Source organism: Methanobacterium veterum, assembly GCF_000745485.1.
GTDB classification, from domain to species: domain Archaea; phylum Methanobacteriota; class Methanobacteria; order Methanobacteriales; family Methanobacteriaceae; genus Methanobacterium_D; species Methanobacterium_D veterum.
This window is the reverse complement of the sequence record NZ_JQJK01000008.1, coordinates 1-17,419: the sequence shown is the minus strand read 5'-3', so window position 1 is coordinate 17,419 and position 17,419 is coordinate 1. Positions and strand designations below refer to the sequence as shown.

Annotated in this window: 20 protein-coding genes; 10 read left to right on the top strand and 10 right to left on the bottom strand. The window is 31.2% G+C overall.

All coding sequences use genetic code 11. The annotated features are described in order from the left end of the window. Window positions 1-54: 54 nt before the first annotated feature. Window positions 55-1,014, bottom strand: a complete 960-nt coding sequence (locus EJ01_RS00125) for a TIGR03885 family FMN-dependent LLM class oxidoreductase (RefSeq protein ID WP_048079910.1) — start codon at window positions 1,012-1,014, stop codon at window positions 55-57. Between the two features lie 587 nt (window positions 1,015-1,601). Here EJ01_RS00125 and pyrF point away from each other — a divergent pair. Beyond that, complete coding sequence (gene pyrF / locus EJ01_RS00120) at window positions 1,602-2,249, top strand: orotidine-5'-phosphate decarboxylase (RefSeq protein WP_048079909.1); 648 nt, start codon at window positions 1,602-1,604, stop codon at window positions 2,247-2,249. Window positions 2,250-2,552: 303 nt separating this feature from the next. Here pyrF and EJ01_RS00115 read toward each other — a convergent pair whose 3' ends face one another. After that, window positions 2,553-3,158, bottom strand: coding sequence for a hypothetical protein (locus EJ01_RS00115; protein WP_048079908.1), 606 nt, complete (start codon window positions 3,156-3,158; stop codon window positions 2,553-2,555). A gap of 947 nt (window positions 3,159-4,105) precedes the next feature. On the opposite strand from EJ01_RS00115, the gene EJ01_RS00110 reads away from it, so the two are divergent. After that, window positions 4,106-4,300, top strand: coding sequence for a YHS domain-containing protein (locus tag EJ01_RS00110; RefSeq protein ID WP_048079907.1), 195 nt, complete (start codon window positions 4,106-4,108; stop codon window positions 4,298-4,300). 156 nt (window positions 4,301-4,456) lie between these two features. Here the strand turns inward: EJ01_RS00110 and EJ01_RS00105 are convergent, their stop codons facing one another. Both EJ01_RS00105 and EJ01_RS00100 read right to left on the bottom strand, forming a co-directional pair. Next, a complete protein-coding gene (locus tag EJ01_RS00105) occupies window positions 4,457-5,362 on the bottom strand; it encodes a deoxyhypusine synthase (protein WP_048080523.1) in 906 nt (301 codons plus the stop codon). Window positions 5,363-5,521: 159 nt separating this feature from the next. After that, window positions 5,522-6,403 carry a CBS domain-containing protein gene (locus tag EJ01_RS00100; RefSeq protein WP_048079906.1) on the bottom strand — a complete coding sequence of 294 codons (882 nt, stop codon included), beginning with the start codon at window positions 6,401-6,403 and terminating at the stop codon, window positions 5,522-5,524. Window positions 6,404-6,909: 506 nt separating this feature from the next. On the opposite strand from EJ01_RS00100, the gene EJ01_RS00095 reads away from it, so the two are divergent. From EJ01_RS00095 to EJ01_RS00080, 4 genes are all read left to right on the top strand, one after another. After that, on the top strand, window positions 6,910-8,307 hold the full coding sequence (locus EJ01_RS00095; RefSeq protein ID WP_052375711.1) for a sensor histidine kinase: 1,398 nt from the start codon (window positions 6,910-6,912) through the stop codon (window positions 8,305-8,307). Between the two features lie 337 nt (window positions 8,308-8,644). Then, window positions 8,645-8,947, top strand: coding sequence for a zinc-ribbon domain-containing protein (locus EJ01_RS00090; RefSeq protein WP_048079905.1), 303 nt, complete (start codon window positions 8,645-8,647; stop codon window positions 8,945-8,947). Continuing rightward, entirely contained in the window at window positions 8,928-9,203 is a 276-nt protein-coding gene (locus tag EJ01_RS00085; RefSeq protein WP_048079904.1) for a hypothetical protein, read from the top strand. The genes EJ01_RS00090 and EJ01_RS00085 overlap by 20 nt, the downstream gene beginning before the upstream one ends. Before the next feature lies 1 nt (window position 9,204). Further along, window positions 9,205-9,648, top strand: coding sequence for a zinc ribbon domain-containing protein (locus tag EJ01_RS00080; protein ID WP_048079903.1), 444 nt, complete (start codon window positions 9,205-9,207; stop codon window positions 9,646-9,648). 458 nt (window positions 9,649-10,106) lie between these two features. Here the strand turns inward: EJ01_RS00080 and EJ01_RS00075 are convergent, their stop codons facing one another. Together EJ01_RS00075 and EJ01_RS00070 are read right to left on the bottom strand one after the other, a co-directional pair. Further along, window positions 10,107-10,550, bottom strand: a complete 444-nt coding sequence (locus tag EJ01_RS00075) for a hypothetical protein (RefSeq protein WP_048079902.1) — start codon at window positions 10,548-10,550, stop codon at window positions 10,107-10,109. A gap of 4 nt (window positions 10,551-10,554) precedes the next feature. Then, entirely contained in the window at window positions 10,555-10,800 is a 246-nt protein-coding gene (locus tag EJ01_RS00070) for a hypothetical protein (protein ID WP_157197511.1), read from the bottom strand. A 218-nt stretch (window positions 10,801-11,018) separates the two neighbouring features. Here EJ01_RS00070 and EJ01_RS00065 point away from each other — a divergent pair, with 218 nt between their 5' ends. Beyond that, entirely contained in the window at window positions 11,019-11,225 is a 207-nt protein-coding gene (locus EJ01_RS00065; RefSeq protein ID WP_048079900.1) for a hypothetical protein, read from the top strand. 177 nt (window positions 11,226-11,402) lie between these two features. Here EJ01_RS00065 and EJ01_RS00060 read toward each other — a convergent pair whose 3' ends face one another. The 3 genes from EJ01_RS00060 to EJ01_RS00050 form a co-directional block, all read right to left on the bottom strand. Continuing rightward, entirely contained in the window at window positions 11,403-11,699 is a 297-nt protein-coding gene (locus tag EJ01_RS00060) for a DUF3892 domain-containing protein (protein ID WP_048079899.1), read from the bottom strand. Between the two features lie 218 nt (window positions 11,700-11,917). Continuing rightward, window positions 11,918-12,142: a TRAM domain-containing protein gene (locus EJ01_RS00055; RefSeq protein ID WP_048192834.1), complete on the bottom strand. Its 225-nt coding sequence runs from the start codon at window positions 12,140-12,142 to the stop codon at window positions 11,918-11,920. Between the two features lie 596 nt (window positions 12,143-12,738). After that, window positions 12,739-13,905 (bottom strand): C45 family autoproteolytic acyltransferase/hydolase, encoded by a 1,167-nt coding sequence (locus tag EJ01_RS00050; protein WP_048079897.1) that lies wholly within the window; start codon window positions 13,903-13,905, stop codon window positions 12,739-12,741. A 613-nt stretch (window positions 13,906-14,518) separates the two neighbouring features. Here EJ01_RS00050 and EJ01_RS16205 point away from each other — a divergent pair. The 3 genes from EJ01_RS16205 to EJ01_RS00035 all read left to right on the top strand — a co-directional run bounded on the left by EJ01_RS16205 (window position 14,519) and on the right by EJ01_RS00035 (window position 16,946). After that, window positions 14,519-14,707, top strand: coding sequence for a VOC family protein (locus EJ01_RS16205; protein WP_052375709.1), 189 nt, complete (start codon window positions 14,519-14,521; stop codon window positions 14,705-14,707). Window positions 14,708-15,544: 837 nt separating this feature from the next. Then, window positions 15,545-16,177, top strand: a complete 633-nt coding sequence (locus tag EJ01_RS00040) for a DedA family protein (RefSeq protein WP_048079896.1) — start codon at window positions 15,545-15,547, stop codon at window positions 16,175-16,177. Between the two features lie 34 nt (window positions 16,178-16,211). Next, window positions 16,212-16,946 carry a ZIP family metal transporter gene (locus tag EJ01_RS00035; RefSeq protein WP_048079895.1) on the top strand — a complete coding sequence of 245 codons (735 nt, stop codon included), beginning with the start codon at window positions 16,212-16,214 and terminating at the stop codon, window positions 16,944-16,946. 226 nt (window positions 16,947-17,172) lie between these two features. Here EJ01_RS00035 and EJ01_RS17445 read toward each other — a convergent pair. Next, a partial coding sequence (locus EJ01_RS17445; protein WP_245611108.1) for a hypothetical protein occupies window positions 17,173-17,419 on the bottom strand: 247 nt, incomplete at its 5' end.

Sequence of the window (17,419 nt, the reverse complement as noted above, 5' to 3'; positions counted from 1 at the left end):
TGGACTAATTTCAGTGGCATATTATCACTGAAAAGCGGTTCAAAAAGAGCATATTTAATCCATCACAAATGGAAGTACTTTTTGTCCGAAATCTTCTATAAACTGTTCCTGGTTAAGGTTAACGTTATGGATATAAATATGATCAACACCTAGCTGGATATATTCATCTAAAAGTTCCACATATTCGTTGATATCTGTGAAAATATTTACTTTAGCTCTTATAACTTCCGGATCAATCAACTTTGAAGCATTATCAAATTGTTCAGGTGATTTTAAATTAGTTAATACATTGCTTTCAAAAATATTAGATTTCCACTGGCCATAGGCTCCTTTTAAAGCTTTTTCTTCCGCGGGGTCATAGGATACTTCCAGTTTTATGTATGCTGGTTTTCCTTTCCCGCCCCCTCTATGAAAAGCTTTAATTATTTTGCCCAGTTTATATGGATTTTCTGCAACAGTTATTAATCCATCTGCCCATTTACCCAACCATTCTGCAGTTTCAGGAGTTATTGCTGCTCCAATCAGGGGTGGTGGGTTTTCTGGACGGGTGTATAATTTGGCTCCTTCTACCGTGACATGGCCGTAGTGGGTAACAGTTTCACCGGCCCACAACTTACGTATAATTTTTGCAGATTCTTTTAACCTTTCATTGCGTATGCTTTTGGGAGGCCACTTGTCTCCAGTTATGCTTTCATTTAATAATTGTCCACTCCCTACCGCTATCCAGAATCGTTCAGGATACATTTCTGTTAGTGTAGCAGTAGCCTGTGCAATTATTGTAGGATGATACCTCTGTCCGGGGGCATTCACTACTCCAAAGGGTAATGAAGTGGCCTGTAGTGCAGATCCAAGCCATGACCATACAAATCCACTTTCTCCCTGAGATTCACTCCATGGATAAAAATGATCAGATGACGATGCTCCATTAAATCCATTTTTTTCAGCCATCTGTACAAATTTGAGCAGTTTGCTCGGTGGAAATTGTTCATGTGAATTGTGATAACCAATTATCATGAATATAGTATAATTCCTCATTTATAATAAATATTTTTAAATAAGTATTAATAACATAAATTTCTATAAATACCTGTAAAAAGGATAATTGCGTTCAAATTTTGAAATATTTGCTGGAAAATATAAAATTAATTTCAAATACCGCTTAAATTAGTTATAATGTCTGATTTATTTTATAAATTATATGTAAACTTTTTTATAACCAAATTTATAGTACAGCTTAAGTTATTAGGTTATTTTGCATTCTACAGCAGATGGAAAAATTGACAAAAGAAAATACTATTTAACATGTCATGTATTAAAAGGTAAAATTTATTAATAAGTACAAACTTATTATTAATTAGACCACTGAACTTTCCTGGACACTGATGTCTCCTTTCAGTGTCCGGGATATATTACCTGTTTAAATGAACTTTTTTATTGAAATTTTAAACCACCCTTGTGTTAATTTCTAAATTTTGAATTAATGGTTAAGTTATTCACTTAATAAGTGATTAACTTATACACTGTTAGATGTAAATGCAGCTTGTAAAATCATTTAAATGTATATCGGAAAATCATTTAAACTAGTCTAATATACTAAAATTATGGAAGTTGAAAATGACATAATTCTAGCTCTTGATGTTTTAAATATGACAGAAGCACTTAGGATTGTTGAAAGTGTTTCAGACTACTTAAATACAATTAAAATAGGTTATCCCCTGGTTTTAAGTGAGGGACTTCAGTCCATAACAGCCATTAAAGAAGAATTTAACTGCAGCATAATCGCTGATTTTAAAGTTGCAGATATACCTTCAACCAATCAAAAAATAGCAGATGTTACATTTGAGGCGGGAACAGATGCAATAATTGTCCATGGATTTGTTGGTGATGACAGCGCACTTGCATGCATGAACTCTGCAGAAAAGTATGGTAAAGATGTGTTTCTTTTAACTGAAATGTCCCATCCCGGCGCTTCCATGTTCCTGCAGCAGCATGCAGAAGATATCGCAAAGATGGGAGTTGACCTTGGAATCACTAACTTTGTAGGGCCTTCTACTAAACTGGACCGCCTTGAAAAGATCCGGTCTGTTATAGGAAAAGATTCATTTTTAATATCTCCTGGAGTTGGAACTCAAGGGGGAGACCCTAAAGATACATTAAAATTTGCAGATGCCCTCATTGTTGGAAGATCTATTTACCTATCAGAAGATCCTAAAAAAGCTGTGGAAGATTTAATTGGTAGCATTAAATAGTAGTTATCTATTTTTTTTGGGGTTTAAATGTTTATTATTTTGAATTTCTAGATATGTTATATGCTTTAGAATTGTAAATGGTTTATCTACTTATCGAAAGACCTTAAAAGCTGTGGAAGATTTAATTGGTAGCATTAAATCTTAATTATCTATCTTTTTTTGGTTCAAATGCTTATTTTGAATTTTTAAACAGGTTATATGCTTTGTATATAATTATAAATGGTTTATCTACTTATCGAAAGACCTTAAAAGCTGTGGAAGATATATTTGTAGCATTAAATCTTAATTATCTAATTTTTTAATTTAACTGCTCTTATTGAGGTTCCCGATCACGCTGTAAACTTTATCGTAAATAGCATCGAATTTTAAACCAGCTAATTCATAGGATATCTCAAACAGCAGGAAATATAAAAAGGTCTGAATTCCTAAGAAGTAAATTCCATAGATTTTAAAGCCAGGATAAAAGCTCTGAATAACTCCAAGTATTGCAAGTACTAAAATTGCTGTTTTAAGGGCAAACCTGTACTCGAAAAATATTTCCAGTATCTTACTTTTTTCATAAATTCTTTTGTTATCGTTTCCTATTTCATCTATATATGCTGCAATTGTGCATATGGCTAATGTACCTATTCCAACTGCAGGAAAACCTAATAAAAACACAATTATAACAAATATAAGTGCTGTAACTATGTGGTTAATGCAGTTTACTTTTTTTGCAATAAAAGTGCCGATGAAAACTCCAAAGAAGATATATGCGGCGTCTACACTAATTGTAACTAAATATCCTAACATCAATCCGCATAAAATCCCTGCAAGTATTCCAAGGACCATATTATTTTTTTTATCGTGCATATCATCGGATATTTTCATTAAAAATCCGGATAAAGCGTAAAGGGGTATCTCTAACATAAAAATCACGGTTAAATAATTAAAGGTAGAAATTTTTTTTGTAATATATTTAAAAGTTTTTATAAGTGGATAATAGATTAAAAAAACATCAATCTGGTGTTTTTGAATTATTTTAATTAAAATGCAAAATTTTCCTTGATAATTCAATAAACTATTAAATGTTATCTTTGGGCTTAAAGTAATTTAAGTTTTTGTGGAACTATTATTTATAGTGAATGACCAAATATTTTTGACTAAATTTTATAAGAAATTTTGGTAATATGCCCCTGATTTAAATATATATTCAAATTCTGGCTATGTAGAGATCATCATAATTGTAGAATTGTTCTTAAATTTTGTGTAGTTTTAGTTAAACAGTATACTTGAACCATCACAATATTATCTGAATTTTTCAATGTTTTCTACAGAGCATAAATTCTAAAATTAAGCGTTTAAAAAGTTACGTCATTCACTATTAATAATCATTTACAAAAAGTTATTATATTAGGAAAAATATAACAGGTACCATATAATGAGAGGGGGGTGGTCATAGGACGGTAAAGAAAAACCGGTATTATGAGTACACTTATGTCCATCTTACCAAAAATGCATAAAAAAACTTTAAAACATGTAGTGCAAGCTTAAGAATGTTTGTAGAAAAAATATATATTTATTTTCCAAAAATTCAGTAATACCTGTAAATACTCCCTGAGAGGATGGATCATACAATAAAACCGAAAACTATTTTTTTGTTTTTACATTACTTTAATTATAAACCTGTAAAATTGGAAATTTCACTGGCATGTAAAAATCTCCAATTTTTACGGTTGTAAAATGGAGTTAACAAAATTATCAAAAACTACATTTTTGATACACAGAAAATGCGGAGCATTTTCTTCAACTCCAATTTAAAAACATTGAAATCCAAGATTTCGATAGATTTGACAGTATTGATAGGTGGTGTAAAAATGGGTTTAGATCTTGAAAAAGAAATGACAGCAGGCACCGTAATGAATGTGTTTGTAGATCCCGTATTTAAAAAAGAAGTTGATCCAAGTACTGCTAAACACGTGGCAGGATACGACGGTAAAACATATTATTTCTGCTCACTTTGCAGTAAAAAGCTCTTTCTGGAACATCCAGAAAGATATGTTGAAAGTTAATCTCAGTTAGATTAACTCGTATCAAAAAATAGGCGTATTTACGTCTATTTTAATTAATTTTGCTTAATTAGTGGATTCCATTTAAAAATTTAGTTATATTCACAATCGTGAATAACTCATTTTAATGAAATAACGATTTATAATTGTTTTATATGGTTAACGTGCTATAATTTCCCTTGCACCTGCAACCATCATTGGAAAGATTATAGTTACATCCCCAATTACAGTTACAAGGTTAGAACCAGCCTTTGCTTTTGCCCATGATTTTGCTTCTTCTAAGGGTGCCCCGCTTAAACTTCCAGTTTCACTCCTATCCATGGTAACTTGAATAGCCGCATCTACACCGCCTTTAAGGAGGTTGGATGCAAGGGCATAGTGTTTAGGTAAACCACCTCCAAGGAGTACAGCTGTTACCTTTTTAGCATCAAATACAATGTCTGAAAGTTCACTCATGTCCCCAACAGCATCAAGGTGAAGTTCTTTATCCTGGGTAAACATCCATAGTTGAAGGCCAAGCATGCTGTCGATTATACCTGGCGCATAAATTGGAACGCCTTTTTGGGCTGCTATTTTAAGTATTGAATTTTCATCTTCAATCATGTTTCCAATTTCAAACAGGAACTCTCTAATTGAAATGATTTTCTTTTTTTCCGCGATTTTACTTAGAATTTCGCTGATCTTTTCTTCAAATACTTCAAAATCATGTGACTTGGTGTAAACATCGCCAATTCTTCCCATTCCCTGTTGACATAACTCTTCATCATCGGCACTGATACCTCTGTAATGCCCTCCACCGAATGATTCAACCAGATCATGGGTTATATTGGCTCCGCTTGTTATTAAAACATCTACAAAGCCGTCATTTATAAGATCAAAAATTATTTTTCGAAGTCCCCCTGGTACCAGAGGGCCTGCAACGCTTAAAAAAACTGATGTGTCTTCATCTTTAATTGAATCTGCAAATAAATGTGTAGCTTTAGATACTCTGCCAGCGCCTAAAACTCCTGATTTACCCATCTCTTCTATTAAATCAAGAACGCTCATGTTTTCTTTGACTTCCATGTGTTGAATTTTCAAGTTTTCACATCCCTAATAAATCGAATTAAAACTAATTAAAATTAAAATTAACTATTTGAATTTATTTTCAATATAGTTTATGGGTGGCTTAATAAAATTAATTAAATTTAAAATATACAGTTAACTTAAAAAAAAAGTTTTGAATTATTTTATACCGGCTATTTTATCCAGAAGATCGGTTCTTGTTACGATACCAAGGGGAAGATTATCGTTATCCACTACAATAAGTCTGCCTATTTTGTTTTTATTCATAACTTCAATGGCGTCTGCAATCATAAGGTCTTTTTCAACAGTTATGATATTTTTTGACATGAGTTCTGTGATTTTGAGGTTTTCTTTTCCCTCTGCAATTGCCTTTGATATGTCGCTTAAAGTTAAAATCCCCATTACTTCTTCATCTTCAATTATAGGGGCACCTTCTATTTTGTGTTCAGACAGCACTGTTGCAGCGTCTTTTACATTCATGGAAGGCTTCAATGTTATGAGGTCGTGGCTTGCCACTTCTATAACTGATTTTTTAGGGATGCTCCTTATGTTTGTGGTATCCAGAAGAAGAAGGTTATCCACATCGTCTCTTCCCACTACCATACCGTTTACTATGAGTTTGTTTACTGGTGTTGGGCCTACTTTTATCCTGTCTCCAAGGTCAAGCTGTTTTATGTTTCCCACCACTTTTATGGCGGCTTCGCATTCTCCTGGATGAGGAATACTTGTAAATTCTATTTTGGCAACGCTTAAGTCTCCCACTCTTTTCCCTTTTTTGAATATGGGCACTAAAGCTTCTTTATCAATAGCGCTGATATTTAAAGTGTGATATGCTTCTATGGTCGGTTTGTAACCTCCACGGGGTCCGGGGACACCTTTAACAAGTCCTAAACTTCTAAGGGACTGCATCTGGTTCCGTATAGTCCCGGGGTTACGGCTCATAAGCTCGGCAATTTCTTCTCCTTTAATGGACTTGCCTTTTGATTTCCTGTAAAGGTTAATCAAACTTTGCAATATTTCTTTTTGAACAGATGTAAGCATCAAACCACTCTTTTTTAATTTGTTATTATTTATAATTATAATTATAAATTTATCATGTTTATGTATATATAAATCTTTTTATTTTTTTTGTAAAGTTAATACTCGTTTTTAAAAATGAGCCTTTTACTGAACTCTGGTTTGTAAAGTATTTTTACTAACACCCAGATGTTAAAGAGACTGTAAAAAAGGTATAGAAATTTGTGTGCTCTTTATACAATCATGCATTATTCTAATGTAAGATTTTAAGTATATAAAGATTTCTCTTTAATTTTTGGGAGTATATAAAAGATTTGAAATCTAAACCATATAATTTATATTATCTTTTTAAGGGAGTATAATATTATTAAGTCTAATATCTTACTAATTTTAGTTATTATAATCTGACTTTTTCTCTGTTTTGTTATAGAAATGTATATACCTCGCTTTTTACAATATGATAGTTTATAATAATCTCAATAAATTATAGAAATTCTTTGATGCCTTTTAGTAAACTTAGGGAAGATTATATGAGAATTAATCTCATGATGCAAAATAAAAAATATCAGATTGCAGTTATAGGATTGCTTATTGGATTTTCGCTTTTTTTAATATATTATTTTCATTATATGCTTGGAATTAGTGTAGTTTTCACCCATTTTTTTTATATCCCTATTATTCTGGCGGCTATCTGGTGGAAAAAGAGGGGTTTAATTGTTCCAATTTTATTATCGATTGCTTTAATTTTGAGTCATGTTTCATCAGGCGATGTCGCCCTCCCAGTAACTGAAGATTATTTTCGATCTGCAATGTTTATCTTTGTAGGTGTTATAGTCGTAATTTTAAGTGATGAAATTGAGAAATCAAAGGAAATTCTAATTGAAAGCGAGAAAAAATACCGTTCAGTGGTTGAATCTGCAATGGCGGCAATTATAACTTTAAACCGCGGCGGAACCATTGTTTCATGGAATAGCGGAGCTCATGATATCTTCGGATACTCTGCAGAAGAAGTTATAGGTAAATCTGCAATTATATTGATGCCTGAAGAATATAAAAAGAATTTTTTTGAAGGATTATTTAAATTTAAACCAGATATAAATTTTAAATCTTTTAAAAAAGAGGGAATGATTGCACTGCGGAAGAATGGGGATGACTTTCCATTTGATATATCTGTTGCCACATGGAGCTCACAGGGAGAAGATTATTTCACTGCAATTATTCAGGATGTCACTGATTATAAAAAGGCAGAGGAACAGTTAAAAGAATCTTTAAATGAAAAAGATATTCTTTTAAAAGAGATTCATCATAGAGTAAAAAATAATTTAATGGTTATTTCAAGCTTACTTAGTTTGCAGTCGAGATATATTAAAGATAAAGATACACTTAATATTTTCAGGGAAAGTCAAAGCAGAGCTAGATCAATGGCATTAATTCATGAAAAGCTTTATAATTCCAATGATCTTAAACAAATTAACTTTGGTGAATACATTAAGACATTAACTGCAGATTTATTTTATACTTATGTTACTGATCCAGATCTCATTAAATTAAATCTAGATGTTGATGATGTAATGCTTGATATTAATACAGTAGTTCCCCTTGGTTTAATAGTTAATGAACTTGTATCCAACTCTATGAAACATGCTTTTCCAGTATTATATCTCAAGCAATTGGCAGATAACATAGCTGCTGGTCAAAATGAAATGATGAATGAGATTAACGTTAATTTCAAGCCAGAAGGCGACCATTTTGTACTCACGGTTAAAGATAATGGAGTTGGATTTCCAGAAGAATTAGATTTCAAAAATACTGATTCACTGGGGTTGAGGTTAGTAAACAGTCTTACAGGTCAAATTCAGGGCAATATTCATCTTAGGTTAGATAATGGGACTGAATTTAAAATTACATTTAAAGAAAATGAATATTAAGAAAAAATTTAAAGAATTGAGGGATTATTTGGGAACTTATTATTCTAACTGGAGAGAATGTGTCATTTAATTATTGATATCAATTCTTCCTTTTTCTAAATGTTTTTATTGTATAATAATTTCTTCACTAAAAAATGTTGTATATTCCTTATCTATTTCCTTTCTAAAAAGTTAAACTATTTATTTTAAATAGGTCACATAGTAATCCAAGCATGATTCCTACTCCAAATAATCTATCAAAACTAAATTTTATGTTTGATTTTAATATTATTCCTTTAAATCCAATCATTATGTTTATAAACAATACTTATAAATTATTGATATATGGGGAGTTTAATTGGTTTTTTGTGGTAAATGCGGAACTGAAAATAGTGAAGAGTCTAAATTCTGTTCAAATTGTGGGAGAAAATTAATTCAGAATAGGACAACTGGAAAATTAGATAATGGTTATATTCCTCAAAATATGGAAAAATCATCTGCATGGAACAATTTAATCTTAGATTTCCCTGCAATTGGAAAAGGTTTATTAGTTAGCCTTTTAATTGGTATATTTATAGCTGGTTTTATTGGTATTTTCTTTGGAGGCATGCTAACAGGTTATTCTAATAAAATTAAAAAAAATGAAGTATATTGCCATTAATGGATGGATTGTAGGTTTTATTAGTATAATAGTATGGGCAATTATAGGACTTATTTTCCAGTTACCAAATATATTAGGAATTCATTTTGAAGCTGTAAGTACAGTAGGTTTAGATGTAACAGATATAATTTCTTTATTAATTGGTATGTTAATTGCCAGTATTTTATTTGGATTAATTGGGGCTATTGGAGCAGTACTTGGCTTAAAACTTTTAAATAGGACAAATAAAAATTATTACATTGAAAATGGGGATTAATATGGGCTATTGTTCTGAATGCGGGATTGAAAATACAGATAAGTCTAGATATTGCAGTAATTGTGGTAAAATTCTCATAAAAGAAGATAATTCAAAATTAAAAGTTAAAAGATTAAATTTAATTAGTATCTGTCTTGGATTTGCAGTATGGTTAATTATAATTATATTTTTTACTAATATTGATAGTATTATTGAGATTGATTCAAATTTAAAAGCTTTTGAAATGTTTTCAGCACTTATAATTGCTAGTGGATTTACTGGATTTTGGGTAAGAAATAACTGGAAAAGTGGTGCACTCAATGGAATAATATTATGCTTTATTTTATCCTTTGTTGAGCTTATAAATCCCGGAACTTACATTATCGCTTTACCTGTGTATCTGATTATAGGATTTATATTTGGAGCTTTAGGAGTAAAGTCATCTAGATACCTTAAGAATTTATAGGGTTTACCAGTTCAAATGTGGTTTTAAATCATTACTCTTTTTATTATAGTGATTGCAATTTTTATGTTTATTTCATAAAATATTAGATATATTACAATTTGTAGTTCAATTGTTTACTGTTTCGCTGGGATTACTTTAATTTTAGCTTTTTTTCTATGGTAATTACAATATGCTTACTTTTTAAAATAAGTTCGTTTAAGTCTTTATAAATTCATTACTTTATGTACATATAAGTCGTTATTGCAAAAACAAGGACTTTAATCTAATATTTTACTGAACTCTAGATTTTAAAGCACATCCTTACTCAAGCTTGGAAGATAAAGAGTCTGAAAAATAGCTTTGACTTTACTGTGTCTTTGCAATCTTGACTTATCTTGGTGCAGACTTTAAGTATATACAGATTTGAAGTTTTTTAATTGTTCAATTTTTAATCTACATAAAAAGTGGAAGTATGTGGCCTAAACCACATAAATTTTAGCTGCTGCACTGCAGTGTTTTAGTTTTCCTTCATATTTTACTAACAGGTTGTAAGTACCCTTCTCGTTAAGGGTAAATTCATCAGGATTTGCGTTAGCTGTGAAAAAATTAGTTATTGCTGTATCTGACCATACTAAGTCTCCATTAGTCCCATCAGCATTTGATTTATACACGTAGAAATTCAAATAACGACATATTTGAGGGATCCATTGAGCATTTACCTGATCAACAGTGTACCAGTACCAGTATAATCTGGCCTGTAATTCTATGGAATCTCCAGCGTTAACGGTTATATCTTGCAGTGGTCCACCGTTTTTCATTGCTATTTTTGTATCTTCTAGCTGTGGGTTACCAGCAAATATGGGCTGAGCTACATAAAATGCCATTAAAACCATCATAAATAACGGCAATATTCTTATTTTCATTTATTTAACCTCCATTTACATTATTAACACGTAAATTTAATAATTTAGATATTTTAAACTGTTTTAAATATTTTATGTAAATATAAATAATGTACATTGCAATTAAAACTATGGGAAACACTTTAGTCGCATTCTCGCCAAAAATCAGCTCTAAAACAGCGCCCAGTAAAATAAATCCGGTAATAAATAATAATATGTGCATTTTAGATGCGCATTCTGTGGTTTTACCGTTAATTTCTTTTTTATTCATTTTAATAACCATTTAACGCTTTTAGATATATGCTATGAAATAAATCACCTGTGGGTGTGGTGATCTTTTTACCTAATGTATAATGTAAAAGTTTAAGTATATAAATATTGCTATTAATCAGAAGATTTTTAGAAATTATGAAAATAAAGTTTTTATTTAAATGTAACAAAAATGAATTTTAAAGAAAATTTCATTATGGATATAAATTTGGTGGTTAAATGGAAAATTATGCTTTAAAGAAGGAATATACGGGAATATTAAATATTTCATCAAAACAGGGAGATAATATAACCCATGAAGATAAAGAGAAATTAAAAGACCAGATTAAGGGTCAAACTGTTGATATGTGTGGAACCCCATATGTTATTGTAGATTCGTGGATCGATGGTGAGGATATCTGGTATAAAGCAGTTGTAAGTGGATAAAAACAATTTAAAAATAGTGGGGTATGATAGAATTACCCTAAAAATATTGAATTAATTCAATTTTTAGATAATGAAACTTATGCATTATTTTAATTAGATTTTAGACAATATTTTTTAATTTTTAGGATATTATGATATTTAAAACCAGATTTAGAAAAACTAATAATTTATCTATTATTATAGAAATTCAGGAATATCTTTTAAGTTGTCAGAATTTTTATCGTCGTTGTCTGTGCGGATATATTTTTTTCCATTCACAGTAACTATACTTATATTTAATCCCTTTTTTAATCTATCCCCATGTTTTAAAACTGTTATGAAAGTTTTTCCTTTCTCAAATTCTGAAATCACTTTAGTCCGCAGCCAGTTTTCTCTTATTCCGAAGGAACTACCTGTGAATTCACCGACTTTAACCCATTCGATGTGTTTGCCGATACTATCATATTTAACTCCAGTAATACCGTAATCTGCCATATTATTCCTCGTTTAATTCAATAAAATATGTAAATGGAGTTTAAAAAAAGTAAAAGATAGATAAATTTAAATGAAAATTAAATTTTAAAAGCTCATGACCAGTAGTTTCGATGATAAGACGTGATATCTTAATAAAAACTTTTAATGTAATTATAATATAATTTAAAGCATTAATATGGATTAAGAGCATTAAAAATTAACTTAAAACTTAAATTAAGCTATTCTACTACATCTGCAAAAGCAAAGTTTCTTCTTACAGAGTTGATTTTAATTTTAACTTCATCGCCTTTTTTAGCTCCATTTACAAAAACTATGAAACCTTCTACTTTAGCGATTCCGTCTCCATCTCTTCCCATATCTTCTATTTTAACATCGTATTCTTCTCCTTCGTTTACAGGAGCAGAATTTCCTCTATTATCTCTTCCGTAATTATTTCCAAACAATTTTTCACGTCCTTATTATAAGCCTAAAAACAGGCTTCAACAATTTTTCTATTTTTGATACTATATAAAGTGATGTATTTTAAAAAAAATAAATGGAATAAATTAATTCACCTAAACAGTTTTGTTTTGGCTTTTTTGCATACTATTTGCATAATGGGCAGTTATTAATCTTTAAATATACCTGTAACACCTATAAACTGTATTTGGTAATGGCATTTGTTATTTAAATCATTTGCTCATGTTTATTGTCATGTACATGGTTTTAGCATGTTTACGGGTTAATTTAAGTTGAACCTGTTTTAAAAAATTCCATTTGATCAAAGGCTACATAAATATTTAAATGATCGCTCATGTTCACAAAAACTTCGGTTTTTGTGACCGTAAAAATCTGCGATTTTTACATGTCCATGATCCTGTGTATGAGTTATACTTCATGTTAAATTGTAATTTTAATTGATTACAGGGGATTCATTTTAAAAAATGTAATTTACTTAATCAGCAATCACATGAAAATGAAGCGATATTATTTACACAACCTTCTGGGCATGAATGATAATATTTGCACAATACTCCCGACATGAGTGAAATTATTCGCGCTATATCCATAGTGTTTTCAGGTCAAAGGGAGTCCAGTCCACGAAGTAGTCGGGGTTTGGTACCTTGAGCCAGATCTTTCTCTTTGAAACATCGGTCACTACCTGGTGGGTGGTCTGGTCGATGTCCACCTTGGTGGGCTTGGTACATCCCTTACCGAGGGTACCGTCTGCATCGAACAGTGGCAGGTCCATGAGTTCACATGTTTTGGCAACGTCGATACTACCTTTATTTTCGTTCAATCGGTTGGTCATGTTGGATAAACGTTCCAGCGAGTGGCTTAATGTGTCTCGCCTGTGAATTCCCCAGTCTGGGTTTAAGAATGAATTTACAGCCACCAGGGAATTGTTGTCTGAAATTCGAACCCTGTTACCACCCAAAGAGGAACATTCCATGGATGCTGCACTTGATTCATCTGCAAGGTTCAAAATTAAGGATGCACTGCAGTTGGTGCCGTTTAAACGCTTAATAAGCCCTTCTAATGATGCAGTATCTGAAATTATATCATTTAGTATTCCTGTAATCGGCGGGCGATCCTTACAAATTACCATCCCTCCCATGCTGGTACCATCGTGGACGTCCAGGTAAACACCGTGTTCATTAAGTGCAGTGAGTGCGCAGTATATTCCTGGCCATCCGACACTTGCATGGCGGTAGCGGCCGTCATCAGGATTTATTACAGTTAAAACTTGGGGGAACTTGTTGTACTGCATACTCCAATCCATATTTCGACCGATATACATGTGTCCGTCCTTGGAGAAGTTTTTCCAGGCGAAAATAGATGTGCACCCTGACAAAATATGTAAAGCAGCTTGATAAGCTCCAAATTCCATCAACTGATCGAGTATACCTATTTTAACCTGTGACCATCCCGTACCTTCTACCAAACCGTTATAAAACTCCCGGTTATGGTTTGAAAATGTTGAAACTGCTCTTTCAGTCCACACCTGTGTATCTTCATCTGTAAGAACACCTGATTTAAATGCAGGCTTTACCAGCACATCGTAGGCCTTCTGCATTGATTCAGCCATCATTGTTCCGTACTGGGTACCCATTTCCCTACTGGAACCTGAGAGAACTGGGACTAAAAACCCTTTGCATTCATATAATTTTCCTTTACCTTCCTCAGCTATCAAATTTAGCTTTTCTCCCGATTTAGTGGTTTTCATTATTATTCCTCACTATCTTCTGTAATTCAATTTAACTTCTTTTTTATTGGACATTTTTTCGTTTCTTTTCATTTTATTTTGTTTAAATATTCAAAATATCTTTTAAGGGGTATAACATTTTATATATGTGAATCAGGTCATTTTGAATAGTTTAACTAACTAAATTTGGATATATTATTCTTTATTTGAGTTATTATCTTTCTTATTTAAAATATTACTTATTACCTTTTTTAAAATATTTATAATTATGGAATTTATTAGTTAGTGTTCCTTAACAGGCCCACAATCAAAAAATTTGACATTATTTTTCTGTGGATCGTGCTATAAGTTAATGAAATATAGATGGGCAGGCTTAAGTTTGCACCAATTATGGGGGTGGTTTAATTCAGCCTATATTGAATTAATTACATTGAATTACTCTGATAAATCCCTTAAAATCTATGATTTTTGCAGGGTTAAAATTGGAAACTGGTGCTTGCAAAACATAGCTACCACAATTAATAAATAGAAAGGTCTATTTGTTTACTGGCTTGTAAAAACAGGGAGAAAGAGGTATAAACGGTGCAATAATCTCAAATGAGGTTATGGTTAAAAATACATTGTTGTTGATTCCATGGATGAATATATCCATAAAATTGAAGAGGCCGGTGGAAAAATGTTGATGGAAAAACAGACAGTTCCCAATGTAGGCACCATGGCGGCATTTGAAGATACGGAGGGCAACGTGTCAGTGATAATGGAACCTGTAGAATGGGATAAAATGTTTAACTTTTCAGCTTTTTTACTTTTTTTAAATAGATAACTATTAAAGCATTCTTCATTAATGAGTTAAATAATTAATAACTGTGTAACTTAATAATTGAATAACTGAATAAGTTCTGTAAGTTAAAATGGGGTATTTTATTTTTTGTTGTAATTTTTTAATTGTAAAATAAGTTGAAGATCAATTTTAATAGATAACAAGTTTGTGGAAGGGGATGAAAGGAGATGAAAAAGCAATGTTGATTACATCTCCTTAAGTGGAGCGATTAATTCCACTTAACTTATAATGTAAACGTTTTAGTATATAAATATTTCTTTATAACTTATAAGTTGTACTTTTAATGCGGTTATGGTGAAATTCAGTGGAGGGATGTATTTTCAAGTTTTTTGCCTTAAAATATAGAACTGTATTTATAATTAAATAATGGATAATTCATGTATTTTGGTGGCATAAATTTTGATTTAGATTTTTTAAATGAATTTATTGGTGATAACAAAAATTCAATGGGCATAGCTTCAGGATTTGGCAATTTTCTTTTCAGGTAGAGGGCAAATGTAGATTATGGCATTTAACCTTCTGACATATTTCTCATTACATTAAACGAAACTTAATAAATGTATAACTTATGAAGTGAATAACTGATTAACTTAATCAGTTTTTATCAATACGTGATTTATTTAATTAATTAGAAGATCTCAACTTATGATTAGACATAAATTTAAAAATCTGAATTATACCTATTGAAAATGTATTTGTAGGTCAAATTACATATTAAACATGTGCAAAATCTGATTAACTCTATTTTTTAAAACTGCTTGTTACAAAAACAATTTTTGTTTAATTATAGAAAATATTGTTTAAAAGAGGTTTCAATCTATGTTTACGGAGTTAGTGGCCTTTTTAGAAGGATTTATAATCACATATGGTTCATGGGGCATCTTTTTTGGAAGTGTCCTTGAAGAGATTATTGCTCCAATACCATCAACAGCTGTTATAATGGGTTCGAGCTTTTTTATAATGGAAAATATCCCCATTTCATTTCATGCATTCCAGATCCTTTTAATTAATATAGCTGTACCTGCAGCGGCAGGGGTTACTATTGGATCTTTACTTATTTATGGAATTGTTTATTATATTGGCAAACCCTTCATTGACCGTTGGGGTAAATACCTTGGACTTTCATGGAAGGAAATAGAAAAAACAGAAGAGAATTATTCTAAAAATAATTTAATGGCATTATCAATTTTTACAGCGAGAGCTCTTCCTATAGTACCAAGTGTTGTTATCAGCGCATTTTGCGGTTTTATAAAATATGATGTTAAGAGGTATATCATCATTACTTTCATAGGGACATTAGTAAAATCATTTATCTTAGGAGGAATTGCATGGCAGTTTGGAAGTTTATACAGGACTATAGAATCTGAAATTGGTATATCTGAAGAAATAGTGGTTGTTGGGCTGGTGATAGCTGTAATATGTTTTATTATTTATAAAAAATATAAAAAATAAAATAATTGGTTTAACATAACTTTAAAGTGTAAACATGAATGAATTCTTGTTAATCATATTATTCTCGTTACTGCCGGCCCTAGGAACTTTTGCCGGAGGTATTGCTGCAGAATTTTTAAAAATAGACAGAAAAAATTTAAGTTTAGCTTTGCACGTAGCGGCAGGGATTATACTTGCTGTAATTAGTATTGAATTAATGCCTGAAATTTTAAAATCAAACACCCCCTGGATAACTATTTTAGCATTTATTGTGGGCGGTATTTTTTTTATTACTATTGATCAGCTGATTAACTTTGTACAGGGAAGACTAGGTAGTGTAAATCACTCAACAACTGCTTGGGCAATCTTTTTTGGCGTTGCAATAGATTCATTTACTGATGGTCTTTTAATCGGTGCAGGGTCTTTAATAGATTTACAAATTGGTTTTTTAGTTGCATTAGGTGTGGTTTCTGCAGATATACCTGAAGGTTTTGCAACCATCGCATCCTTTAAAGAAAGGGGAATTAAAAAGAATTTAAGGATAGTTTTAAATCTTTTTGCGAGTTTACCTGTTTTGTTAGGTGCATCAGCAGGCTATTTCCTTGTTAAAGGGCAGCCTCCGATCGTAAAATATATAATACTGGCTTTTGCTGCCGGTGTTTTATTAACAGTAACTGCTGAAGAAATTATACCTGAATCTCACAGAAATGGGGAAGCAAGACTTGCGGCATTAGCTTTTATTGGAGGTTTTGCTTTTTTTGCATTTATTTCAAGCTATTTGAGAATTTAAAAAAATATTTTGCTCTTAATCAGCTTACTTTATTTTTAGAGTACATCTAGTGCATGCTGCCTAATGCTACTGCTAAAATGTATTAGATAAGTGGTAGCTACATAACTTATGAAGTGAGCAACTGGATAAGTTACTAATTCATTTAATCTTGCTGTATGTAAATATTCCTTTAAAAATTAATTTTTGTAAATAAAATTTACTGAGTAAAAATAAAAAATACAGCTATTTATTCTTTTAATGTCCAGTAGCACCTTTTAGGGTAATAAATAGTTTCATCTTTTTTAAGTTCTTTCATTATTTTGTCAACTTCTTTTTTGTCTACACCAGAAATCTGGCTGACTTTGGTGGCGTTTAATGGTTCTTCTGAGTCTTTAAAAGCCGTCGAAAATTCGTAGAATTTTCTGGGTATCAAAAATTCAAGAAATTTTTGAACACCGTCGAAAATTCGTAGAATTTTCTGGGTATCAAAAATT